The sequence below is a fragment of the Streptomyces sp. NPDC005262 genome, assembly GCF_042872425.1.
Taxonomy (GTDB): Bacteria; Actinomycetota; Actinomycetes; order Streptomycetales; family Streptomycetaceae; genus Streptomyces.
Genome location: NZ_JBIAKK010000007.1, coordinates 252,140 through 276,063, shown reverse-complemented (window position 1 = coordinate 276,063; position 23,924 = coordinate 252,140). Strand labels below are relative to the sequence as shown.

The 23,924-nt window shown below is 68.3% G+C and carries 18 protein-coding genes and 1 pseudogene; 8 read left to right on the top strand and 11 right to left on the bottom strand.

The window, feature by feature from the left end:
- Window positions 1-144: 144 nt before the first annotated feature.
- Window positions 145-3,033 carry a BTAD domain-containing putative transcriptional regulator gene (locus ACFYP5_RS20195; RefSeq protein ID WP_389037642.1) on the bottom strand — a complete coding sequence of 963 codons (2,889 nt, stop codon included), beginning with the start codon at window positions 3,031-3,033 and terminating at the stop codon, window positions 145-147.
- 233 nt (window positions 3,034-3,266) lie between these two features.
- Here ACFYP5_RS20195 and ACFYP5_RS20190 point away from each other — a divergent pair, with 233 nt between their 5' ends.
- Window positions 3,267-3,842 (top strand): hypothetical protein, encoded by a 576-nt coding sequence (locus ACFYP5_RS20190; protein ID WP_389037639.1) that lies wholly within the window; start codon window positions 3,267-3,269, stop codon window positions 3,840-3,842.
- A 346-nt stretch (window positions 3,843-4,188) separates the two neighbouring features.
- Here ACFYP5_RS20190 and ACFYP5_RS20185 read toward each other — a convergent pair whose 3' ends face one another.
- Window positions 4,189-4,398 carry a hypothetical protein gene (locus tag ACFYP5_RS20185; RefSeq protein WP_389037637.1) on the bottom strand — a complete coding sequence of 70 codons (210 nt, stop codon included), beginning with the start codon at window positions 4,396-4,398 and terminating at the stop codon, window positions 4,189-4,191.
- A 368-nt stretch (window positions 4,399-4,766) separates the two neighbouring features.
- Window positions 4,767-5,966, bottom strand: coding sequence for an epoxide hydrolase family protein (locus tag ACFYP5_RS20180; RefSeq protein WP_389037634.1), 1,200 nt, complete (start codon window positions 5,964-5,966; stop codon window positions 4,767-4,769).
- A 210-nt stretch (window positions 5,967-6,176) separates the two neighbouring features.
- Here ACFYP5_RS20180 and ACFYP5_RS20175 point away from each other — a divergent pair, with 210 nt between their 5' ends.
- Together ACFYP5_RS20175 and ACFYP5_RS20170 are read left to right on the top strand one after the other, a co-directional pair.
- A complete protein-coding gene (locus ACFYP5_RS20175; RefSeq protein WP_389037632.1) occupies window positions 6,177-8,993 on the top strand; it encodes an AAA family ATPase in 2,817 nt (938 codons plus the stop codon).
- Window positions 8,994-9,313: 320 nt separating this feature from the next.
- On the top strand, window positions 9,314-9,664 hold the full coding sequence (locus tag ACFYP5_RS20170) for a hypothetical protein (RefSeq protein ID WP_389037629.1): 351 nt from the start codon (window positions 9,314-9,316) through the stop codon (window positions 9,662-9,664).
- 307 nt (window positions 9,665-9,971) lie between these two features.
- Here the strand turns inward: ACFYP5_RS20170 and ACFYP5_RS20165 are convergent, their stop codons facing one another.
- From ACFYP5_RS20165 to ACFYP5_RS20155, 3 genes are all read right to left on the bottom strand, one after another.
- Window positions 9,972-10,466, bottom strand: a complete 495-nt coding sequence (locus tag ACFYP5_RS20165) for a cupin domain-containing protein (RefSeq protein WP_389037626.1) — start codon at window positions 10,464-10,466, stop codon at window positions 9,972-9,974.
- Between the two features lie 636 nt (window positions 10,467-11,102).
- Complete coding sequence (locus tag ACFYP5_RS20160) at window positions 11,103-11,327, bottom strand: hypothetical protein (RefSeq protein WP_389037623.1); 225 nt, start codon at window positions 11,325-11,327, stop codon at window positions 11,103-11,105.
- 39 nt (window positions 11,328-11,366) lie between these two features.
- Window positions 11,367-13,202, bottom strand: a complete 1,836-nt coding sequence (locus ACFYP5_RS20155; RefSeq protein ID WP_389037620.1) for a serine/threonine-protein kinase — start codon at window positions 13,200-13,202, stop codon at window positions 11,367-11,369.
- Window positions 13,203-13,429: 227 nt separating this feature from the next.
- Here ACFYP5_RS20155 and ACFYP5_RS20150 point away from each other — a divergent pair, with 227 nt between their 5' ends.
- Window positions 13,430-13,933 (top strand): GNAT family N-acetyltransferase, encoded by a 504-nt coding sequence (locus ACFYP5_RS20150; RefSeq protein WP_389037617.1) that lies wholly within the window; start codon window positions 13,430-13,432, stop codon window positions 13,931-13,933.
- A 367-nt stretch (window positions 13,934-14,300) separates the two neighbouring features.
- On the opposite strand, the gene ACFYP5_RS20145 is transcribed toward ACFYP5_RS20150, so the two are convergent.
- Both ACFYP5_RS20145 and ACFYP5_RS20140 read right to left on the bottom strand, forming a co-directional pair.
- Window positions 14,301-16,352 carry a PA14 domain-containing protein gene (locus ACFYP5_RS20145; protein WP_389037615.1) on the bottom strand — a complete coding sequence of 684 codons (2,052 nt, stop codon included), beginning with the start codon at window positions 16,350-16,352 and terminating at the stop codon, window positions 14,301-14,303.
- 537 nt (window positions 16,353-16,889) lie between these two features.
- Entirely contained in the window at window positions 16,890-17,153 is a 264-nt protein-coding gene (locus ACFYP5_RS20140; RefSeq protein WP_389037612.1) for a hypothetical protein, read from the bottom strand.
- On the opposite strand from ACFYP5_RS20140, the gene ACFYP5_RS20135 reads away from it, so the two are divergent.
- Window positions 17,146-18,009 carry a site-specific integrase gene (locus tag ACFYP5_RS20135; protein WP_389037610.1) on the top strand — a complete coding sequence of 288 codons (864 nt, stop codon included), beginning with the start codon at window positions 17,146-17,148 and terminating at the stop codon, window positions 18,007-18,009. The genes ACFYP5_RS20140 and ACFYP5_RS20135 overlap by 8 nt on opposite strands.
- Window positions 18,010-18,336: 327 nt before the next feature.
- Here ACFYP5_RS20135 and ACFYP5_RS20130 read toward each other — a convergent pair whose 3' ends face one another.
- Complete coding sequence (locus ACFYP5_RS20130) at window positions 18,337-18,627, bottom strand: hypothetical protein (RefSeq protein WP_389037607.1); 291 nt, start codon at window positions 18,625-18,627, stop codon at window positions 18,337-18,339.
- Window positions 18,628-19,140: 513 nt separating this feature from the next.
- Here ACFYP5_RS20130 and ACFYP5_RS20125 point away from each other — a divergent pair.
- The 3 genes and pseudogenes from ACFYP5_RS20125 to ACFYP5_RS20115 all read left to right on the top strand — a co-directional run.
- The gene (locus ACFYP5_RS20125; protein WP_389037604.1) at window positions 19,141-20,133 is read left to right on the top strand and encodes a hypothetical protein; all 993 of its coding nucleotides are present in this window, start codon (window positions 19,141-19,143) and stop codon (window positions 20,131-20,133) included.
- Between the two features lie 465 nt (window positions 20,134-20,598).
- Window positions 20,599-21,009, top strand: a complete 411-nt coding sequence (locus ACFYP5_RS20120) for a VOC family protein (protein WP_389037601.1) — start codon at window positions 20,599-20,601, stop codon at window positions 21,007-21,009.
- An 86-nt stretch (window positions 21,010-21,095) separates the two neighbouring features.
- Window positions 21,096-21,530: pseudogene (locus ACFYP5_RS20115) on the top strand (tyrosine-type recombinase/integrase); the annotation flags it as partial.
- 355 nt (window positions 21,531-21,885) lie between these two features.
- Here ACFYP5_RS20115 and ACFYP5_RS20110 read toward each other — a convergent pair.
- Both ACFYP5_RS20110 and ACFYP5_RS20105 read right to left on the bottom strand, forming a co-directional pair.
- On the bottom strand, window positions 21,886-22,455 hold the full coding sequence (locus ACFYP5_RS20110; protein ID WP_389037598.1) for an SMI1/KNR4 family protein: 570 nt from the start codon (window positions 22,453-22,455) through the stop codon (window positions 21,886-21,888).
- Between the two features lie 95 nt (window positions 22,456-22,550).
- Window positions 22,551-23,090, bottom strand: a complete 540-nt coding sequence (locus ACFYP5_RS20105) for a hypothetical protein (protein ID WP_389037595.1) — start codon at window positions 23,088-23,090, stop codon at window positions 22,551-22,553.
- Between the last annotated feature and the right edge of the window lie 834 nt (window positions 23,091-23,924).

Here is a 23,924-nt window from a genome sequence, read left to right as displayed (position 1 = left end):
CCGGCAGGCCCGCCGACCGAACCCGGACCAACCGTCCTTGTCGACGTCGGCGATGGCGGCCGCGTAGCCGCCCGCGAGCTCGCTCGACGCCTTGAGGCCGGCGGAGCCGCCCTCGCAGAGGCTCCTGTGGAAGGCCCCTGCGGGCTACCGGGGCTCGCGGCCTTTGAGCCGTTCAGCCGCCGGTGCACGGTCCGCGCGGTGTGTACGGGCGCCGTGCACGTCGAGCACGGTCCGGAACTGCTCGTGCGCCTCGCGGACGCGGCCTGTCGCCAGGTAGGCGCGGCCCAGACGGCTACGGATGTCCATCTCCAGCCAGTCGCAACTGGGGTCGGTGAGTGGGTTCAGCAACTGGTGCTGGAGGAGGGCCTGGTGATGGAGGGCGATGGCCGCGCCCGGGTTTCCCTCACCCTGCTCCGCCGTGCCCAGCCGGGTCAGGCTGCGCGCGCAGAGGAAGACGTCCCCGACCTGCTCGACCAGGCGGATCGCCTCGCGGTACAGGCTCTTGGCTTCACCGTAGTGGCCGAGGCGGAGGTGGACGTCGGCGGCGCAGCTCAAGGGCCTGCCGAGCATGCGCGGTCTGCCGTCCGTCTCGGCGTGGGTGCGGGCTTCGGCGAAGCAGGCCAGCGCCTCCTCGTTCCGTCCCCCGAATTGGTGGGTGAGGCCGAGGATGACGAGTGCCGTGGAGGCGACCCAGTCGTTGCGCAGTCGCCCGGCCAGGTCCACCGCCGCGGTGACGTGGCGAATCGCCCGGTCGCCGTCGCCCACACTGAGGTCGAGAGCCCCGAGCCCGGCGAGCGTCCGGACCTCTTCGCCCGGGTCGGGGCGGCGCCGCATGAGGTCCAGTGCCTCGGTGAAGCAGGTGCGTGCCTGTGTGTACCTGCGTTGGTGTATCGCGGTGTAGCCCAGGCAGTTCCGTAGTGCGACGGCCATCCGCCCGTCGGTTGCCTCGTCCACGTGGTCGAGTGCGATCTCGAGAGCCGTCTGGCACTCGTGGTAGCGGCCCTGCCGTACGAAGTAGTCGACCAGCGCCTCGGCGATCCAGCAGGCGTAGTCGGCTTCGCCGAAGGCCGCGGCGTGTCCGACGACGTCGGCGAGCTCTCCACCGGCCGCGTCCAGCCAGGCCTCCGCCTCCTGCCAGGTCGTGAACGGAGCTCCATCGGGCCGGGGTCCGGTGGGGAAGTTGCGGGAGCCCCAGTCGCTGGCGATCCGGGCCGCGTCCAGGTACAGGCGGAGTGCGGCCGTGCGTGCGGCGGCCGCTTCGGCGGGCGCGGCTTCCGCGAGGTGCCGTGCGTGCACGCGAACCAGGTCGTGCAATCGGTAGCGGCCCGGACGTGGCTGCTGCAGAAGACTCGTGTCGACCAGGCTTTCCAGGATCTGTTCGGTGGCGTGGGACGGCCCGTGGAGCATGGTCGCCGGCGTCAGCACGTCGAACTCGACCGTCGGTACCAGGCCCAGGGCGCGGAAAGCGCGCTGCTGCTCGGGTGCGAGATGTTCGTACGACAGGGTGAAGGCCGTCTCCACACTGCGATCCCCGACGCTCAGTTCGCCGAGCCGGTGCTCGTCGCCTGCCATGCGGCCTGCCAGGTACCCCACCGTCCAGGTGCTGCGGTTCTGCAGCCGCGAGCCGGCGATGCGCAGTGCCAGCGGCAGTCCGTCGCAGAGCCCGACCAGATGATGCGTCGCCTCCGGCTCCCTGCCCGCGCGCTCCTCTCCGATGATGTGGGTGAGCAGGGACACCGCGTCCCCGCTGTCCAGGGGCTCCAGGGTGACCCGTCGGTCGGCGTCGAGTTCGGCCAGCCGTCGTCGGCCGGCCACCAGCACCCTGCTTCCCGCCCCTGCCGGCAGCAGCGGTCGTATCTGGTCGGCGTCCAGGGCGTCGTCCAGCACGAGGAGCAGTCGCAGCGGGCTCGTCGCCGCGCGCCAGACGGCGGTGAGCTCTTCGAGGTCGCTAGGCAACTCGCCCTTGGCCACGCCGAGCGATCGCAGCAGCCGCTGCAGCGCCTGCTCCGGCGATTGCCGCCGCTGCGTGCTGTGCGCGCGCAGGTCCGCGAACAGGCAGCCGTCCGGGTAATGGGCGCTGAGCTCCCGGGCCGCGCGCACCACGAGCGCGGTCTTGCCGACGCCGGCCGTGCCGTCCACCGTCACGATCGATACGGATCCGGGCGCGGAAGGTGCGATCAGCTGCGCCAGCTCGGCCTCCCGCCCGATCAGGTGACCGGCGTCGCCCGGCAGTTCATTGACTGTGCGACCGGGCCGGGACCGGACGGAAGGAGCGGCGGAGCGCGTCGTGGCCCGACCGAGGAGAAGTTCGTCGTCCCGGCGCAGCACCGCTTCGTGTACCCGGCGGAGCTCATCACCTGGATCGACCCCGAGCTCGTCGCGCAGTCGCTCGCACATGTCCTGATGGACGGCCAGGGCGTCCGCCTGGCGTTCGCTGCCGTACAGGGCGCGCATGCGTAACGCCACCAGCGACTCGTCGTACGGACTGGACGCCGACAGGGCGGCGAGACCGTCCAGGGCATCGGCGAATCGGCCGAGCAGAACCAAGCACTCGAGCCGCTCCACCCGAACCCTGAGGAGACGCTCCAGCAGCCGCTGCCGTTCGACGTCGGCGAACGGTCCGGGCAGCCCGGCCAGCGGCTCGCCGTCGAACAGGGCGAGTGCGGCCGACAACCGGTCCACCGCGGTGGCCGGATCGCCGGACGCCTTCGCGCGCTGAGCGCCCTCGATGTGCTCGGCCAGGTCCGCCGCATCGAGCTGGACATCGTCGACGACGAGGCGGTACCCGCCCCCTTCCCCGCGGATCACGGACTCCGCCGGCCCGGTGCCCTCCGCGTCGAGGGTCTGCCGCAACTCGTAGATGTAGCTGGGCAGTACCTTGCGGCCGGTTCTCGGCGGCTCGGCCCCCCAGACCCCGTCGAGCAACTGCTCGTGGCTCACCAGAAAGCCCGGACGCAGCGCCAGTGCGGCCAGCACCGCCTGTCGCCGGACGGGCCCCAGGGGCAGCTGAGCCCCGCCACGCCAGGCCCGCACCGGCCCGAGCACGGCAAGCCGGAGCCGTCGACAATAACCCGCGCCCACCCGAAGCCTCCGCTCCGCTCCGCGCATCATCAGAATTTCATTGGCATTGCAGCGTGTGCCGTCATGGTTTGCAAGTGCCCATCGAAACCCCGGGGTTCAACCGCGGGAAGGACCGGTGGGCGCTGTACCGGGCGGCGGCCGTTGGCGGGGGAAATGGCCGCCGCCCCCCGAGGAAGGAACCGGACGTGACCGTCATCGACAGGTCTCTCACGAGATTGCTGAAACAGCGGAGGCTCTTCCTCACGCGCGAGCGGAGCGATGCCGCGGAGATCGTCTACGTATGCGTGGACGACGGACTCCCCGGTGGCTATCCGGTCGGCTACGTCATCCCGTCCCGTGCGGGGACCTGGTTTGCGTACGCCCGAGCCCGCCCCGGCCGCGTCTTCGCCAACGACCAGGTGGACGCCGGCCTGTCGAGTGTCGAGGAGGCCGTACGCGCCGTCCTCGATCACGCCCGCTACGGGGACGTCCTGTTCGCCCTGGAACAGCGAGCCGGCTCCGACACCACGTACACCGCCGAGGTGCACCGGGCCCACGCCACCTGGCTCGCCGCGCTCGCCGAGCCCGAAGGCATCACCCACCTCGGCAACGGCAGGGTCCGCTTCACCGGCCCCGCCGTCGCGTATCTGCGCGGACTTCCGGAACGCGTCGGCTGCCACGTGGACGACGGGGGCAGGATCCGGCTGGGCGGAGAGTCGTACCGGTTGATCCGCGAGACGCGGCACACCGTCGAAGCATGCGCTGAAGGAGGCACGGGCTGACCGAGTCCGAGTCGGCGGCCGCGGGGGCGGCGGGCGACCGTCCGGACGGCTCGCCTGCCTGCCGATCCGACGGCGGCGCGGTACGTGCTCCGGGAAGCGGCCGGGACCGCTTCGGTGTGCAGACGTTGCCGTCGGGGATTGCCGTCATCGCAGCTTGTGGAGGGAGTGCGTGCCCGGCAGGAGGCCGGCTCCGAGCTGTTCCGTCCCACCGAAGGCTGTACCGGTGCGTGCTCGTCAGGCTCCGAACGAAGAGCCCCGGCCGATCCGATGGGCCATCAAAGAGCGTCTGTGCGTGCTGATCCTGCATGCCGGGGCTGCCATGCCCCGCCCGTCCGGTCGGGCGCGCTCAGGTAATGGCTTCCGAGTGCCCGTCGGGGAGGCTGCACGTGGGGCCGCGGTAGGGGCCACCCTGATTGACCGTTCCACCCTGGGCCGTGCACTGCTCGGACGAGATGGTCGGATACGTCGCCGCCTGAGCGGTGGCGGCGCCGACGGCGCTCACGCCGGCGAGGGTTGCTGTGGCGAGGGCGAGGCCCAGCAGTCGTCGTATACGCATGGCTTTCTCCTCTCGAGTGCCCCCGGTTCGGGTGGCTTCGGGATGACCGGGCTCATGCCGGGGACGCTCTCCTACTCAGAATGGGTGACGGTGAGCTGCCCCGCGAGTCGTGGCCGGCAGGAACCCTGTTCCGGGTTTGATCAGCAGACATTGAAGCGCCCCAGCACTTCTTCAGCGACGAGACCGCGAACGTCGGACAGTCCGCGCAAGACGTCCTCGGGTGAGCAGAAGAGCCCTCACTCATTGGCAATTGGATCCAGCCGTCCGGGTAGCGGCAGGGGAGCGCGGGGCGGCCGAGCGCGGACCCGGAGTCCGGACACTCGGCCGCCCCGTCGGACCGGCGCCCGCAGGCGCCAGGCGCGGGCCGGTCAGCGCATGGAGCGGAAGCCGGTGCGGACCTCGTTCACGAAGAGCTCCGGCTGCTCCCAGGCGGCGAAGTGGCCGCCCTTGGGGAGCCGGTTGTAGTGGACGAGGTTCGGGTAGGCCTGCTCCGCCCAGCTCTTGGGGGCCTGGTAGAGCTCGTCGGGGAAGACGCTCACGGCGACCGGGAGCTTGACGCCCTTCGAGCCGAAGAACGGCGTCTTGTTCTCCGCGTAGAGACGGGCCGCGGATATCGCCGTGTTTGTCAGCCAGAACAGCGTGATGTTGTCCAGGACATCGTCCCGGGACAGGCCCTCGCTCACTCCGTTGAAGGACCGGGTGATCAGGGCCAGACTGGCTTTGTCGTGGTCGAGCAGGAAGGCCGCCAGGCCGACGGGGGAGTCCGCGAGCCCGGTCAACGACTGCGGGCGCGAGCCCATGATGTAGGCGTAGTAGACGTGCCGGTACACGAAGTCCAGCTGCTCCACGGCCGCCTTTTCCTCGTCATTGGCGAGAACGATGTCGGCCGGCAGCGGGCCGCCGGTGATGATGGCCTGCTCGATGGCGGGCGGGATCACCTTGGGCATGTTGGTGTGGATCCCGACCAGGCCTTCGGGCTCCTGCACGCCCATGAGGTCGGTGACGACCGCGCCCCAGTCGCCGCCCTGCGCGACGTACTTGGTGTAGCCCAGGCGCTTCATCAGCTCGCCCCAGGCGGCGGCGATGCGCTCGGGGTCCCAGCCCTTCGCGGTCGGCTTGCCGGAGAAGCCGTAGCCGGGCATCGAGGGGATCACCACATGGAAGGCGTCCGAGGCGTCGCCGCCGTGGGCCGTCGGGTTCGTGAGCGGCTCGATGATCTTCAGCTGCTCGATGACCGAACCCGGCCACCCGTGCGTGACGATCACCGGCAGCGCATTCTCGTGCTTCGAGCGGACGTGGATGAAGTGAATGTCCAGCCCGTCGATCTCGGTGATGAACTGCGGGTAGCTGTTCAGCTTCGCCTCGACCTTGCGCCAGTCGTACTCCTCGGCCCAGTACCGCGCCAGTTCCTGAACGGTGGCGAGCTGGGTGCCCTGGGACTGGTCCTCGACGGTCTCCCTCTCGGGGAAACGCGTCGCCTTGATGCGTGTACGCAGATCCGCGAGCTCCGCCTCGGGGAACTCGAACGTGAACGGACGGATCGCCGTCGACGCGGAAGTGTCAGACATGTCGAAATTCTCCTTGCTGTGTCAGCGGCTCTGTGCCGCGGGCTCTTCCACAGTGGACGGGGGGCGGTGCGCGTCGCCCCGGGGGAACTCCCGGGGGTGGCCCCGTGGCCGGACCCCGGGGCCGGTCGGAGCTCGCGAAACCCTAAATAACGCCTGAAAGGGAATAAAGTCATATGAAGGGGTAAATCGACGCATCGGGGAGACCGGCCCATGGGCGTGCCCGCCATCGATTCGCAGGTGTCTCTACGAGGCCGGGGCCAGGAGATGGCCGCATTGGACCGGGTCCTGGCCACGGCGCGGGCGGACAGCAGCGCGGTACTGGTGCTACGCGGAGTGGCGGGTATCGGCAAAACAGCTTTGCTCGACTACGCAGCCGGCCGAGCCGACGGATTCCGCACCGTCGCCGTCGCGGGCATCGAGTCGGAGATGGAACTTCCGTTCGCGAGCCTCCACCAGCTGTGCGCACCCCTGCTGGGTCGGCTCGGCGATCTGCCGGCACCCCAGTGCGCTGCGTTGTCCGTCGCCTTCGGGCTGCGGGAGGGAGGGCCGCCGCAGCGCTTCCTGGTGGGCCTGGCGGTGCTGAGTCTGCTGGCCCGCGCCGCCCTGGACCGGCCCGTGGCTTGCATCGTCGATGATGCGCAGTGGCTTGATGACGGGTCGCTGCAGGTGCTGGCGTTCGTCGCCAGGCGGCTGGTGGCCGAACCAGTGGCTTTGGTCTTTGCCCGGCGGGATTCTGCTGATGACCGTGAGCTGGAAGGTCTTCCGGAACTGATCGTCAAGGGTCTGAGGGAGCCCGATGCGCGTGCCCTGCTGGCGTCGGCTGTCCGCGTGCCGTTCGATCCGCTGGTACGGGAACGGATCGTTGCCGAGGCGCAGGGCAACCCGATGGCTCTGCTGCAGTTGCCGCGCGCGCTCGCCCCCGCCGAACTGGCGGGCGGCTTCGGTTTCCCCGGCGAAGGCCCCGTGGCCGGCTACATCGAGACAGTCCTCGATCAGCGGTTCCAGACGCTGCCGGAGGAGAGCCGACGGCTCCTGACGACCGGCGCGGCCGAGCCGACCGGGGATGTGGACCTGTTGTGGCGCGCGGCCGGCCTGCAAGGCATCCCCGCGGCCTCGGCCGCCGCGGCGGCCGAGGCCGCGGGGATGGTCGAGTTCGGCGCGAAAGTGAGGTTCCACCACCCCCTGGTGCGCTCGGTCGTGTACCGGAGGACGTCCGCACCGCAGCGCCGGGCGGCGCACCAGGCGCTGGCGGAGGCCACCGATCCCCACCTCGACCCCGACCGCAGGGCCTGGCACCGCGCCCACGCCGCCGCCCGGCCCAAGGAGAGCGTCGCGTTCGACCTGGAGCGCTCGGCGTGCCGGGCCCGGGGCCGGGGAGGTGCTGCCGCGGCGGCGGCGTTCCTGCGGCGGGCAGCCGAGCTGACGCCCGATCCCGCGCGCCGCGTCACCCGGGCGCTGGCCGCCGCCCAGGCCACGATCGATGCCGGCGGCGTCGATCAGGCCCACAGCATGCTGGCGGTGGCGGAGGCCGGTCCCCTCGACGACCTGCAGCGCGCCCGGCTGGAGCGGCTTCGGGCCCGGCTGGTGTTCTCCCAGGTACGCGGCGGTGGCGCGCCCCGCCTCCTGCTCGACGCCGCGCACCGGCTGGCACCGCTGGACGCCGCCCTCGCCCGCGACACCTTGCTGGAAGCTTTCGGTGCCGCGATGTTCGCCGGTCGGCTGAGTGAAGGACCCGGGCTGCGAGAGGTGGCGGAGGCAGTGCGCGCCGGACCGCCGCCGTTGTCCCCGCCGCGGATGGTGGACGTCCTCCTGGAGGGCATGACCAGCCTGGCCATCGACGGCCACGCCGTCGGCGTCGGCGCTCTCCGGGAAGCGCTGCGGCTCGTCGAGCGCGAGCAGGGATCCGGCGCGACGGACGAGGACCGGCGCTGGATGTGGCTGGCGTGCCGGGTGACACCGGAGCCTGTCGCGCCGGAGCTGTGGGACGACGATGCCTGGCAGGAACTGGCGACCGGCGCCGTGGGCATCGCCCGTGAGGCGGGGGCCCTCGCCGTCCTCCCCATGGCGCTGACGTACCAGGCGTGCTTCGACGTGCACGCCGGCGAATTCGACACCGCCGCGGCTCTGATCGACGAGGCCACGGCGATCTCGGAGGCGGCAGGCGGCGTGCCCATGATGTACACGTCACTCGTGCTCGGCGCTTGGCGAGGAGAGGAGTCCCAGGCACTGGGTCTCATCGAGGCCACCATCGAAGAAGTGCGCGCCCGGGGCGAGGGACGCGTTCTCGGCCTCGCGGAATACGCGAGGGCACTGCTGTACAACGGCCTGGGCCGATACGACGCCGCGCTGACAGCCGCGACGCGCGCATGCCAGTACGAGGACCTGGGCATCTTCGGGTGGGCGCTGGTCGAACTGATCGAGGCGGCCGCCCGCAGCGAACAGCCGGAGGTTGCTGCGGCGGCGCTGGACAAGCTCACCGAGCGCACCGGTGCGAGCGGCACCGACTGGGCCCTGGGCACCGCGGCCTGCTCGCGCGCGCTGCTGAGCGATGACCAGGCCGCCGACGTGCTCTACCAGGAGGCGATCGAGCGTCTCGAACGCTGCCGGATCACCGTCCATCTGGCCCGTGCCCGCCTGCTGTACGGCGAGTGGCTGCGCCGCCGGAGCCGGCGTCAGGAAAGCCGCACCCAACTGCGCACCGCCTACGAGACGTTCAGCCGGATCGGAGCCGCCGGGTTCGCCGAGCGCGCCCGCAGGGAGCTTCTGGCTACCGGAGAAACCGTACGTAAACGGACGGTTGGCGCACTCGCCGAACTCACCGGCCAGGAAACCCAGATCGCCAGGCTGGCCAGAGACGGGCACACCAATCCCGAGATCGCCGCCCAGTTGTTCATCAGCCCACGCACCGTGGAATGGCACCTCGGCAACGTGTTCACCAAGCTCGGAGTCAGCTCCCGCAGGCAACTGCGCTCGGTGTTCCCCCTCCGGGCCGGCAAGACTGATGGCATGGTCGGCAGGGGTCGGTGACCGGCCGGTGTCGCTGCTCTCGTTGCCATCAGATTCTGCCGTCATTACGGCTCTGACGGCCCTGGGGCTGATTGACCGTGGCTGTTTCGCCTCCGACGGTCCACAGGCGGCCCCGGGCAGTTGTTGAGAGCTGCCGTGGATTCCCCGAGTGGGCAACGGCTGATACCAAGACCGGCTAGTTCGGTGGTTCTGCGGTGAAGGAGCCCGACTGGGCGGGTTAGCCCATCCGGATCGGCGGCGCAATCGCGTCGCTGGCGCTGGTCCTCGCGCCCGCAGCGGCCAATTCTGCCGGCGCCGCCGCCCAGAGCCCACGTGACCACGTGAGCGCGTCGGTCCGCGCAGACAGCACGGAAGCGTGCAAGGACCGACCAGCCGCTGAGAATCTGATGATGCATGGCGACAAGGAGTGCCGGCAAGCCGACATCGACGTTCAACGATTCGACGGACCCACCGTAACTGTGCCCGCGGGTGGATTCGCGTCCAGTACGGCACTGTGCCCAGACGGCTACGAGGCGATCTCCAGGGGCTTCACCAGCTCTCAAACGGTTTTCATTACCCCCGGTGCCGCCTACAAGCAGGAAGGTTCTCCTGAGGGCTGGATCGTCTTCGGCACGAACTCGAACGCCCGGGACGGCTTGATCAAGGCCTTCGTGTACTGCGCCGCGCCCTGACGGCGTAGCCAGCCCCGACACGCGCAAACACCCCGTACACCACCGAACGCAGAAGGCCCGGTATCACCGAAGAGATACCGGGTCTTCTGTATCGGTGATCGCTTCTGGGCTTCCGGGTGTGAGTAGTTGAGGTGCAGGAAATCCCAGTGACATCGATCTTGGCGGCTAACGCATCTGCCGGGGGCGCCGCTGAGGTTCACGGAAAGGCCGCCGGGCCGGTATCGGTGCTGGTTACAGTCCGGTCGTGCCGCTGGAGTTTCGGGCAGTCCCGGGCGTGTGACGCAGGGACCGCAGCACTCGGTGCAGCCTAGTCGTCGAGCATGTCGGTGGTGTTGTACTGGTCGTGCCTGATCCGGAAGGCTTTCAGCTCTTCCCTGCTGCGCTGTGAGTACTCCGCAAGTTTCTCGAAGTACTCCTCCCTGGGAGCTCCCGGCGTGAAGAGGAGCAACAGCGACACCGGGTCGTCACTGTCGTTCTGGAAGGCGTGGAGCCCGCCGGCCGGTACGTAGAGGAAGTCTCCCTCGCCACCTGTGACCCAGCGTTCACCGTTGTAGAGCCGGATCTCGCCGGACAGGACGTAGAAGGACTCGGAGATCGTACGGTGAAAGTGTTCCGTGGCGCCCATGGCTTTCGGCCCCATGTCGATCTTGTACAGGCCGAACTCGCCGTTGGTGTTCTCCTGCTTGGCCACGTAGCTGATCCCGAAGCCGCCGGAACCGGTGCCGGGTTGCGGGGATGCAGGTAGGAACAGTGCGCTGACCTGGCCCCTTTCGCCGAAATAGCGGGGCTCTGGATAGGACATGGCGACTTCCTTTCGGGTCGGCGGTGCAGCACCGCACAGGACGCCTCAGCCAGCGGGGCAAGGATCTGACCGACGAAACGGTCGCGGCCCACCTGCGGGACTACGAGGACATACCGAATCGACCACGCACCGAACCGCGAAGCCGGCTCACCGGAGGATGCACACCCCTTCAGCTAACCTTCGTTTTCTGAAGATCGCTCTGTGGAGCCGCTCGAACCCCGCTGGCGCCATCCCCCGCCCGCCGGCCGTCGGAAGCCATCCCGGCCGAAGAGTTCCAGCGGGTGTGGACTCGGTGAGCGCGCCGGAAAACCACTTTCGGAGCGAGGTTGGGACCGAGCCGGGGGTTCCCTGGCTTGGCGCACGGCGGCCATACTGCCCGCTCCTCGCCCTGATTCCCGTGAGTCCCCGCCCATCTTTGGGCACGAACGTCCGGCCCCGCCCCAGGTTTAGTCCACGATCTTGAAATCCGTCGTGGCGCGAGTCGCCGTGGGTTCAGATGCCACACCCACCGCGCAGCTGAACGGCCCCTGACCAGGCAACTCGGTCGGGGGTCGTTCTCATGTGCGGTGCCCGTCAATCACCGGGATTCCCCGCCAGTTACCGGTCGATCGGGCATGGCAGGGGCACGGCCTTCGGCTACTCGTAGACCACGGCCGCGCTGAGAGCCCGCGCAAAGAACGTCCAGTCGCCGTCCGCCGGCATCTCTTCGCCGAGGTACCGGTACGAGCCGGGCGAGTCCGTGATCCACGCGGCGAGTGCACTGAGGTAGTCCTCCACAGTGCGGTTCTCCCACTCCTCGCCTCGTCGGTGAAAGTCGTCGCTGAGGTCGCGGATCACGGCGGCGAGGGACTCTCGCGTCATGACTTCCTTGAAAGGATCGGGCGCATCGTTCGGCATGCGCTATCCGGCACGGTCGGTCAGGGTATTGCCGTCGTAGTACCAGGCGGTGCTGTTGGCTCCGTCCTTGCTGGTCGGTGAGCCGGTCGCAGCGGCGTGGACCTCGCCCGGGGTCGGTGGCTGACTGGAGCGGATCGAGCATTCCTTGGTTTCGCCGGCCTTGAGTTCCAGCTTGCAGCTCTGGCGGGTGCTGATCAGCACGTCGTCGTTTTGGCCCCCGACGGCGCGGCCGAGCCAGTAGTAGATCGTGACGGTCTGGGCTGTGGGCGAGTTGACCTTGACCTTGTAGGCCACGCCCGGCTGCCAGGGGGCAACGCACGGATTGAAGTAGAACTTGCGGAGCTGGTCGACCATCCAGCCGCTGCGGCAGCGCCAGTCCGGGTCCGAGATCTCGGACGGCGGCTCGGGCCCGTCGTCGCTGTGGGCAGTGGGATGTTTGGAGGGTTCGGACTCGGGGCTGCGCTTGGGCGTGGGTGAACTCTTCGGGGTGGGCGAGGCGCTTGCGGACGGGGAGCGCGTGGGGGAGGAGGACGGCGTAGAGGCAGGCGTGGTGGATACCCCGTCGGCGGCCGTTGTGCCGTGGTGGTCCTCACGCTGGTTCCACCACCAGCCCGCGGTGGCCAGCAGGGCGAGGGCGACGACGACGGCGGTGAGACCGGGGAGGATCCGGCGGCGGCGCGTGCGATTGGCACGGTGCCCACGACGGTCTGCGGCCCGGTGATCGTCGGTGGAGACCTCGGAATCAGAGCGAGGGGATGGGGAGGGCGAGGAGGAGTCGGGTGCGGTGTCGGCCTGATGGAAGGCGGGGTTGGTGCCGACACTATTCGTCGAGGCTCCAGCTTGGCCCACTCCGGGGGTGTCGTCCCGGACGGTGGGAGCGGCGGTCGGTGTGGCGGCGGGCGTAGCCTGCTCAGTCGCCGGTGCGGTGGCCTGCGGGGTGGCACCGGTGAGTTCGGCGCCGCTCAGGGCGGCCAGCTCGGCCACCGAGGGCGGCAGCCAGGCGTCGGTGCCGAGCACAGTGACTATGTCGTCGGTCGGCTCGACCAGTTGCCGGAGCAGTGCGGCTGTGGTCGGCCTGGCAGCCGGGTCCTTTGCAAGGCAGGGCGTGATGACGGCGTGCAGGTCGGCCGGCATCCCGTCGAGGGTCGGCAGCTCGTGCAAGGTGCGGTAAAAGACGACGCTGGGATCGGTGGTGTGTCGGCCGAAGGGGTTGTGCCCGGTGGCCGTGTGGGCGAGCAGTACTCCGAGCGAGAAGATGTCGGAGGCGGGACCGATGGGCTGGTCCTGGATCTGCTCCGGCGATGCGAAGCCCGGGGTGCCGACGAATGCGCCGGGAGTGGTCATCTTGGTGGCGCCTGCCACCGCGGAGATACCAAAGTCGATGACGCGTGGGCCGTTCGAGGTCAGGATGACGTTCGACGGCTTGAGGTCGCGGTGGACGACACCGGCCCCGTGAATCGCGGAGAGTGCCTCCACCAGTCCGGCGCCGAGGGCTCGTACCGACGATGCGGGCCACGGCCCGTGCTGCCTCAGGGCCTGGTCGAGGGAGACTCCGGCCACGTGGACTGTGGCAAGCCACGGCTCGTCGGCCTCGGGGTCGGCGTCCACGACGGCCGCCGTGTAGGCGCTGTTGACCTGGCGGGCTGCCTGCACCTCGCGGGCGAAACGGCGGCGGAACTCGGCGTCGTCGACGCGCTGTGGCCGGATCACCTTCACGGCGACCTTCATGCCGCCGGGGCTGCGGCCGATGTAAACCTGGCCCATGCCGCCCTGGCCGAGCCGTCCGACGATGCGGTATGGCCCTATCCAGTGCGGCAGCGGAACGTTGTCCCAGTTCACGGCTGATTCCTCATCAGTCTGTGGGCTGCACGTCAGACGTGTGCGCCTCGGAGTCGGGAGTCTGCCAACAGAGATTTGGCATGTCCATTCCGCTTTTGAAACCGTACCGTTCCGCGTCTGTCCCGACTGCGACCCCGGAGGTCACGCGCTCGGGAGCCCGGTCGCTTCGCGGAGGCGGTTTGTACTCCAGCTGTAGTTGGTGATGATCCGTGGGGGACAGTGGGGCCATGACTACGTACGACGCGATGGCGTTCCACCTTGAGACTGAGCGGCTGATACTGCGGCCGTGGGCCGAGTCGGACGCCGCTGAGTTCTGCGCCCTCCTCTCCGAACGTGGCAAGGGGACCCCTACGGTTGAGCGCATCCGGACGTCCATCGCGGAGCTGCTCACCGCGACGGCGGCTACGGGGATCGCCCTGTTGCCCATCCAGCGCCGTGACGAAGGTGACTTCATCGGCTACTGCGGGCTGATTATCGGCCGCTCCACCCTAGAGGAGCCTGAGATCGCTTATGAGCTGTTCCAGCGCGTGCATGGGCGTGGCTACGCTACCGAGGCGGGCAGCGCGGTGCTCGATGCCGCTATCGCGACCGGGCGGAAACGGCTCTGGTCGACCGTCGGCGCGTGGAACACACCGTCGCTCCGTGTCCTTGAGAAGCTCGGGTTCGAGCGGGATCACGTTTCCACGGAAGACAACGGTGAAGTGGTCTGGCTCACGCGTTCGTTGCCGTGACGCGAGAGCATGCTCTCGAGGGCCTGTGATCGTGCCTGATAGCGGGCTTGGTGGTGCGCTTGCGGGTGGGGCGCGGCTTGGGCTCGGCAGCCGCAGGAGTGGCCTTGGCGCTGCGGGGCCGCTTCGCGGCGGGCTCGGCAGGCGCCGTGGGCGTGACCGCCGCGCCATTCGACCCACTGCGGGTCGTCCAGAACCGCCTCGGGGCGGCAATGCCGGCGCCCTCGAGAAACACGACCAGGTCGTGGTCGCTGCAGGTGCCGAGTGCCTCGTCCCGGCCGCTGCTGTACACCGTCGTGCCGCACGGCGAAGGGGACCGGACGCTCGTGTCCGGTCCCCTCCCACGATGCCGCCGCCGACGCTGGCAGGCTCAGTTGGTCACGACGGCGCGTTCGGACGCTCCCGACTCGGTGCCGTCCGCATAGAGGGCCGTGACGCGGTAGTAGACCGTGGTGGCGGATGGCTGGGGGCGGTCGTACCAGTCCCAGCCCGTGGAGTCACCTCTGAGCACCGTGTCGAGGATGTCGAAGGTCCCGCTCTCGCGGTTCCATCGGCGGACGGTGAAGGACGTAACCGGACTGCCGTCCGTGTTCTCGTCGTTGGTGAGGAGCCAGTGGATGCCGCCGTTCGAGTCGATGCTGAGCTGGATCGGGGCGCCAGTCGCGGGCGGGGCTGTGGGGCGGAGGTCGAGTTCGGTGACCTCGGCGGCAGCGGCGCCGGTGTCGGGGGTGAGCTGGTTGCCGTACTGGTCGACGGCGACGACGGCGTAGCGGACCTGCTGGCCGTCGGCTGCCACCCTGTGGTGGAACGTCGTCGCCTCGATCTCCCGGGGTCGCAGGGTGTACGGGTCGATCAGCGGCCGGTACGTCCACTGCCCGTCGACGAACGTCCCGCGCAGCACGCGGTAGTGGTCGAAGCCGGGAGAGGTGTCGGCGCCCCAGGACAAGGCGATGCCGTTCTCCTTCGGGACTGCGGTCAGTCCGGTGACCGGGGCAGGGGCCGTCGTGTTCCCGGCGACGGTGATGACGACGTCCTGGGACGGAGTGCCCGCGTTGCCCTCGTGGTCCAGCGCGACCACCCAGTAGTAGGTGGCGCCGGGCGGCGGCGCCGCGTCGGTGAAGGTGGTGCCCATGACCCACCGGCCCACCTCAGTACGCGCGCTGCCGGCGGTACCGCGCGGCTCGGTCGACCGGAACACGGCGTAGCCGTCGAAGTCGTTGCTGGTCCGCTCGGAGGCGTCCCAGGTCAGCGTGACACCCGCCTCGCTCTCCGACGCCCGCGCGTTGAGGGCGGTGTCCACCGGGCCCGTCAGGTCGCGGGTGTAGTACATCGCCGCGCCCGAGGCCGCCGATTCCAGGCCGTGCGTGTCGACGGCGGTGACGACGTAGTAGTAGATGGCGCCGGTCTGCGGTAGGGGCCCGGTGTAACCGCCGCCCGACAACGTGTCGCCGGTCAGCCGGTTCTCAGGGGTGAGGGCGACCGGGGAGGACGTCGAGCGGTACACGCGGTAGCCCGCGAGGTCGGACTCGGTGTTGCTGTCCCAGTAGAGGGTGATCTTGTTCGGGTAGCCCATGGCCCAGTTGTCCTCGACGCCCTTCGGGGCGGCGGGAGCGGTCCGGTCGAGGGTGGTGATGCCGAGGTCGGCGGTGCCCGAGGAGGCATTGCCGGCCTTGTCGTAGGCGCGGACCTCGTAGTAGTAGACGTTGCCGTCCTTCGGGACGGTCGTGTCGGTGTACGAGGTGGCAGTCGTGGTCGCGATCGGCTTCGCGGGGTAGGAGGTGCCCTTCAGCCGCCGGTACACGCGGTACCCGGCGAGGTCCATCTCCTTGTTCTTGGCCCAGCTGACCTTCGTGGACGTGGTCGCCGTGCTGTAGGTGACGGTGGTCCCGGTCGGGACGAGCGGCTTGACCTTGTCGACCGTCGCCGAAGTGCGGGGGGTGTAGGCGAACTTGACGTTGGCTGCGCCGGTCCAGTTGACGAAGTCGACGCGGAGACTGTGCTTGCCCGACGGGATGGTCACGTTGACGGTCTTGGACACGGTGGTGGCGACGTTCTTCCACATGTCGACCTTGCGGACGCCGTCGACGTAGACGCGTATGCCGTCGCGGGAGGAGGCGGTGAACGTGAAGGGGCCGCCGGAGCCGAAGTCGCGGGTCGTGGACCAGCGGACGCCGAAGTTGTTGGCGGGCATGCCCTTGAAGCCGGGTGCGCCGTTACCCCAGTTCTGGTCGATCACGGAGTCGCAGTCCGTGCCCTTGGGGGTCCCGGAGAAGGTGGTGTTCGCGTAGAACGTCCGCTTGAAGACAGGTGACGCGCAGGTCACTGCGGCGGAGGCGGGGCCGGCCGCGGCGAGCAGCCCGCCCGAGGTGGCGAGCACGACGGCGCCTGCGGTGGCGACCGTTGTGCGTCTGGGTCGGTTCATGCGTTCCCTCGTCCCTCATCGTCGGCGGCAGGGCGACGCCGCCGACGATCAAGACTGGTGAGGGACGCGCTTGGTTGTACGTCTGACCTGTGTGCTCCGAGCCCGGCCGTTGCGAGGATGATCTCACTGCGTGACTCGGCTCGGTCCTCCGCCGGCCCTGTAGGGTGCCGAAACTCATGTAGGGCTGTTGACCAGGAACTTTACGGGGGTCGGCAGTCCTGACAGGCTCGGACTGCATGGCCTTGCGCATGCTCTATCTGATTTTCATTCGGCTCCTCGGGCTGATCCTGCTCCTCCCCCGTGCCGACCGGGCAAGGGACGTAGAGCTACTCGCGCTGCGCCATGAGAACGCAGTACTGCGCCGACAACTCGGTGTCCGCCCTCGGCTGAAAGTCAAAACAGCCGGAGCTATCGGACGCTCGAAGTACCGGCATCGAGGGGACGGGCAGGTACATGGCGGTCACTCAGAAAGAAACGCACCCCTTGCCGGTTGGGTCCGGCCGCCCGCTGTGGTGGGCGGGCGGCCGGGCGGGGTGGTCAGGACGTGGCGGGCTTCGGCTTGATGGTGGTGCGCTTGCGGGCGGCGCGCGGCTTGGGTTCGGCGGCGGCCGCGGGGGCGGGCTTGGTGGTGGTGCGCTTGCGGGTGGGGCGCGGCTTGGGTTCGGTGGCGGGGTCCGTCTTGGTGCGGCGGGTCCGCGCCCGTTCTCCAAGCGTGAGCCGGAGATGGTTCTGCAGCCACAAGGAAGCCCGCGCCCAGCCCTGGCATGTGGCCGGCCCCGGCACGCAGGTGAGAATGCTCAACACCCTCTCCGGCGCCCTGGAGGACGCCGTGAAGGAAAAGCTGATCTCCGAGAACTGGGCGAAGCACGTTGTCCTGCCGAAGTACGTCCGCCCCAAACCGGTCCTATGGACACGGGCCCGGATCGAGGCGTGGCGCCAGACCGGCGAGAAGCCCGGCAAGGTCATGGTGTGGATGCCGGAGCAGACAGGGGAGTTCCTGGACGCTGTCGCCGAGCACCGCCTGTACCCGATGTTCCACCTCATGGTCTTCCGGGGGCTGCGCCGCGGCGAGGCGGTCGGCCTTCCGTGGGCGGAGACCGACCTGACTCTGGGCACCGTCCACATCAGTGAGCAACTGGTGGCGTCCTCATACGACGTGTGGGAGGACACCCCCAAGAGCGAAAGCGGCGCGCGGACGATCAAGCTCGACTCGGAGACGCGGAGCCTGCTGGACCTGTGGCGCGAGCGGCAGGACAAGGAGCGTGCCGAATGGGAGGCGAACACCAAAGCCTGGAAGAACACGGGCCTGGTGTTCACCTGGGAGGACGGAACCGCATACCACCCCGAATACCTGTCGCAGGTGTTCATGCGCCTGATGAAGAAGCTCGACCTGCCGCCGGTGCGCCTGCACGACCTGCGGCACTGCGCGGCGACGCTGTCTCTGGCCGCCGGCCTGCACATGAAGTCCATCCAGGTGCTGCTCGGGTACTCCTCCTTATCGCTGGCCGCTGACACATACACCTCGGTGCTGCCGCAGTTCGAGGAAGCCCAGGCCGAGGCGCCGCTTGCTCTCGTTCCGCGCAAGTCGCCGGCGCAACGGGTCCTCGCCCCGGAGCCGGAAGGAAAGGCCGACGTTCCCCAGGAGGACGCTGCATAACGGCGCGTTCCCCATTCGTTCCCCTTGAAGCCCAAAAGGCCCCTCGGAGCTCAACTCCGAGGGCCTTTCTGATGTTCCGTGCCTGATCAGGCATGGTGCCCCCGGCAGGATTCGAACCTGCGACACCCGCTTTAGGAGCGAGGTGGGGCGAGTTGAGGTCTGACCTGCAGGACGCTGACTGCGGCGCCTGCTGGCTGTAGCCTCCGCCAGCAGCCGCAGTTCCCCGTGAGTCCCCGCCCGATCTGGCGCGGTTGTGGCACGGAGAACTTCTGAGCCGTACCTCTGGCCGGGGCACCAGAACTTGGTACTTGAGCGGCAAGCGATGGGTCAGCCCCTGGGGGCAGAGCAGTACATTCCGATGGCGGGCCAGGTGTCCGAGGTGACGCGGCCGGCGGTGTACACCCGGGCGGCCTGCTCGTGTTTGACCCACTCGCCGTGACAGACGTAATCCTCGATGCCCTTGTCGTCCTTGTCGCGGATCACGTTGATGCCGTAGTTTAGTTGGCCGTCGATTGTCTTGGCGTAGTCCTGGATGGCTGCCTTGGCGCCGTCCACGGTGGCGTTCGAGACGACGAGGTCTACGCTGCCGACTCCGAACTTCTCGATTTTGTTCGTCACGGTGTAGGCCGGCGGCTTGGGCGTGCCTACCCCCCTTGTCCTCCAGGTCGCTGCTGGATGCGGCGAGCGTGGCGAGGAGCAGGCCGACCGTGATGGTGGCTGCGGTGCGGGTGCGCATGGTCCCCCAGGGATGTCGTGATGAGGAGGACATCATCGCGGGCAGACAGAGGCGCCTGCGGGCGGGGACGGTGTTGCAGCTCCCTGAAATTCGATCATCTCGTTCCACGGACCTGCTCATGTTCCCTCCCTATCCCCTGAAGTGCGCGGTGCTGGAGTTCGGCAAGTCACTGGGCGGACTGGTACTGACAGAACGTGTGCCGCCGCAGATGTTGTTGAGGACTGCGTTGTCAGAGGTTGCACTTAGGGTTCCCGCAAAATCACCGGCAGGTGGTGTCGGGGGTGTTCGGAGCGATCGTGGGGGTTGGGATGCCTTGGTGGAACAGGAAGCCCGGGGAAGTACGGGCACAGTGGGTGCTTGAGCCGTTGGTGGGGGTGGGGCCGTTGCGGTTCGGGATGAACCCCGACCAGGTGGCATCGGCTCTGGACGGGGCGATCGCCCACGTCTCGACTGGCCTGGGCGACGGGGCTGGCTGGGGGCGTTATAGCGACTGGGGTGTGACCGCAATCTACGGGGAGGACTCTGGCCTGGTCGCGGTGGCGATCGATTGGATGGATGGACCGCTGGTGCGACTGCGGGACGTTGAACTGATCGCCCGGGTGCCGTCCGAGGTGCGCTCGGATATTCACGACCTTGCACGCCTGGAGGGGGCTTGCGTGCGGGTGAACTGGAGCGGTGATCCCGAGGTCACGGCCTGGGGAGTCTCCATGGGCGCCGGACATGAGATGGGGTTGTCGCCCGAGGGGTACGCGGAGCGGCGGGATACGATGATCACCCATGCACTGCTGGTTGGCCCTGAGTTGGCCGAGGACCCGTACGGGTCTGAGCTGGTGATCAAGTGGCGCGACGTCCGCGAGGAGAAGCCGAACCCGGGGGCGTGGCCCGTGAAGGCCGAGCAGGACCGGCCACACTGGGACTGGACACCACTGGAGGGCATCGGTCCGCTCCGGTTCGGCATGACCCCGCAGCAGGTGGCGGCCGCGCTGAACGAGGTACCGGCCGCCCGCCACGGCCGGTACCCCTTTGGGCAGTCATGGGAAGGCTTCGGAGCGTGGATGCTGCACGACGATCGCTTCGATGAGGCCGGCGTGACCGCGCACTACGCCTGCGGTTTTGGCACGCCCCCCACCCTGGGCGCTGTCACCGTGCACGGACGCACCGGCCCACAGGTCGGCTTCGACGGCATCCGGCTGATCGGCATGAGAGTCTCAGCCGTTGACGCAGCTCTGGTCCAGCACCTCGAAGAGCGCGAAGTGGGCCTGGTCATAGGCTGCGGCGGAGACCTCGGACCGGACGGTCTCAACATGTACGTACGGGCCACGAGAACCGGGGACACCGCGGTCAGCGAGGCCCGGTTCTGCAAAGCGGAGTGGGAAGACCACGGCTGATATCCCGCAAGACGGCTCGATCGCTTCGATGCGAGGCATGCCCTGCGGCCGACGTGCTCAGATCCGGCTGGCCATCAGATCAGATGCGGGCCACACCTCTTGGTTGAAGCCTGCAACCTAGTGGGGCGGTGAACACCATTGGGAATTTTTTCTTTTCAGAGAGTCCCAACAACGGCACGGCAGTCTTGAAAACCGTCGTGGCAGCGATGTCACCGTGGGTTCAAATCCCGCACCCACCGCAGGTGAACGGTCCCTGACCAGGTAACTCGGTCAGGGGCCGTTCTCGTGTGCGTTGTCCGCCAGCGATCGCGGTTCCCCGTTGTTTTCCGACCGAACGGGCACGGGAGGGGCACGTTGACTGGAAGTCTCTAGATGGCGAGCAGCCCGGCGAGCGTCAGTGCCGCCATCGCACAGAAGAACCGCAGTGTCTCGAAGTCGGGTGTGAGCTTGTGACAAGATCGCGGGATGCTGCGACTCACCGATTTCATTATCGACTGCCCGGACACGATGAAGCTGGCGGCTTTCTACTCCGAGGTGACGGGCCGTCCGATCAAGGAAGGCAGCTCCGAGGACTGGGCTGGTATCCAGTTCGGCGAGATCGAGCTGGCATTCATCCGGGTGGACGACTACCGCGCTCCGCAGTGGCCCGACAGCGAGCACCCCAAGCAGTTCCACCTCGACTTCGAAGTGGACGAGATCGAGTCCGAGCAGCGCCGCGTCCTCGACCTCGGCGCGACGCTGAAGCAGGACTTCATCGGCCCCAACGGCTACGGTTGGCAGGTCTACACCGATCCGATCGGCCACCCCTTCTGCCTGTGCCGCAACAAGGGCGTCATCTGGACCGACCAGGGCCCGACCTGGCCCACGCGCGACTAAGAAGTCATCTCATTTTTTCTTACCGCATTGGGGCTGGGGCGCGATGCACCCGCATCGGCTACGCGGCAGAGCCGTCGGGCTGCTGAGTCCTCTACGACGACGAGACCAAGAATCGTCGCCATCGTGCCCTGCCACTCCCGGCGATGTGCATCCCGCCGCTGCGCTGGCATCGGATGCGCCAGGCGGCCGCGAAGCAGCGTGCGGGGGAGTCATGGGACGAGAACGGCCACGTCTTCACCACCCGCACCGGTCGCCCGGTCGAGCCGCGCAACGTGTACCGCTCCTTCACCCGCGTAGCCGACTCCGCCGGCCTCCGCGTCGTCCGGCTGCACGATGCCCGGCACGGCTGCGCGACGCTCCTCTCCGCGGCCGGGGTCGCGCCCCGCGTCGTCATGGCGATCCTCGGGCACAGCCAGATCAGCATCACCATGGACGTCTACACGCACGTCGTTCACGACACGCAGCGCGAGGCCATCAGCCACATGGACCGGCTGCTCAAGAGGCGCCCCGGCCCTGAGTGACCGCCCTCGTTGATGTCAAAAACTGATGTCAAAGGCCCCGGACCATGATCGGTCCGGGGCCTTTTGCCTGGTGCCCCCGGCAGGATTCGAACCTGCGACACCCGCTTTAGGAGCGTGGTGGGGCGAGTTGTGCCCTGACCTGCGGGTCGCCGACTTCGGCGGAAGCTGACCGCGCTTCCTGCCAGCCGCCGCAGTTCCCCGTGACTCCCCGCCTGATCTGGCACGGTTGTGGCACGGGAAACTTCTGGTCCGTAGCTAGGGACCGTCCTCGGCCTTCCCCTGAATGTTGACGAATGGAGTGACCATCACGGCATCCTGCCTGGCATCGCCGCCGATCGCGGGGAGCGCTTTTGCTTCACGACCAGACGAGTCGCCCTTCGGCGACCTCACAGACCGGATGGTTTCCATCGGCGATCTTCGTCAGCATCTCCGCCACGGAGTCGAAATAGTGAGCCAGTGATTCGTACTCGCCCGTGATCGTGATCTCACCCACGAACCACTTGCCGATACGCCCGTCCCGCACGTCGATGAACTTTCCCATCCAGCCGTCCTGGTCCGACAGGAACGGGATCCACTCATTACGCCAGAACGGATTGCCCGGCTGGTCTGGGGGGTCAAATCCACCGGGCATGGAGCGGTTCGCGTAGAGCTTCTCCACCGCCCGGATGCCCAGAAAGAAGCTGCCCTCATCCGGGAACCCGGCGAAGCCGCAACATGCCACATCGTCGTCCACATCTTCTTCAGGAAGATCCAGATTGTTCTGCAGCAGCCACGCCCGCAGATCCTGAGGGAGGGGGATACTCATCCGTTCCTCGGCGGCCGCGAGCATCTGTTCCGTAGCGGGCCCAGGCAGGTCCGCGTGATCGGCCGGGGCGTGCTGCCGAAGAAGATTCATCACGCGGGACCAGCTCTCCACCACACTCATTCCCCTCTGCCCTCTCTGGACGGCTGCCCAATACGACTGCGCCACTGCGGGGTTACCGTTCGAAGCGTCGATGCCACGCCGCCGATCAGTGTTGCCTAGCGCGGTAGATTCTTCAGGGCCGCCTCGTACTCGGCGGCCTGACCCGGAGTAAGTTCTCTGCTCACACGTACCACCATCGTGCCCCGCAGGTAGTCATACTCGGCGAACATGCTGGACGACTCCGCGATCGCCTTCACGTACTCGTGACGAGTCTTGGCCGCCTTCTCAGTGTCAAACACCTCGACGGACCCGCCACGGCGGATGTCGTCATCCTCAAGCCCCTGAAGATCGCCCTTGGCGATACGCATGTCGTAGAACGCGGTCTTCGACGTGTAGCCGCCCGGCCGACCCATCAGCTGGTTCGGGTCGTCCCGCTCGCTGTACACGCGGAACGTCTTGAACGACGGGATAACCTTCGCAAGCTCGTCACTGACCTGCTCCGCCGCGAGCGCCGGCTTGGCATCGGACATGCCCTCTGACGGCGCCGTCTTGGACGTGGCCGCCTTGGACGCGGCCGTTGAGTCCTTCGCCGCCCCCTCGGCGCTGCACCCGGCAAGCATCAGGACGGCCAGAGCTGAGCAAGCGGGCCACTTCATGGAACGCATCGTTCCCCCCTTGATTGAATCGGTGCCAGAGCCAACCTCGCTGGCATCCGTCACAGATAGATACCATCCGCTTCCTCCACAGACGACCGGTATGCCCTGAGAGGTGCCATGAATGCTGTGAAGGCCCGCGAGATCATAGACCGCACCGGCTGGCAGACGTGCACCAGCGCCAGGTGGCCCCGGCCGCCTCACCGGCGTGCCGCCGTCGTGACGCGGGAACAGAATGGGCGGCGCCTCACTGCTGGGAGGCGCCGCGGTCGGGGAACAGTGGCAGGTGCGGAATTCCCGGGTCGGCCTTAAAAGTGGCTCCGGAATTACTCAGCCGGAAGTCACAGGTTCCCGCCCCTCATCAACTCCTCGTATGCATCCTGGGCCCATTCGTCGAGCTCGTCCTCGATCGACCTCACGATCCTCAGGGCTTCCTCGTCCAGCCGGTGCGGATCGAGCAGGGCGGCGGGCGGGTGCTGCGGTCCTGGCCATCCGGTGTAGCTGCCCTCTACCTATCCAGTTCGTACCTCATCGAGCACCCCACAACCCGCACTCACCTCAGCTCCCATCCCGTCCGCCTTCGGCCCACACGTCGTGGAGCGGGCGTGGTTCAGGGCGTCAAGGTGGAGCGCGCCACTGTACGTACGACCTTGACGCCCTGGGCCGCGGCTGCTCGGCTCTGCCTGGGGCGAAGGTGGTCGGGATGGGAGCCCTCAACGCTCACCACGATCCGGCCGGCACTCGCCAACGGCGCCCGATCCATCCCGGAGTCTGAGCGCCCCCGCCGGAGGCACCGCTCGTGCCTGCCCCGTTTCCCTCGTCCAGGCTCTCTCGCTC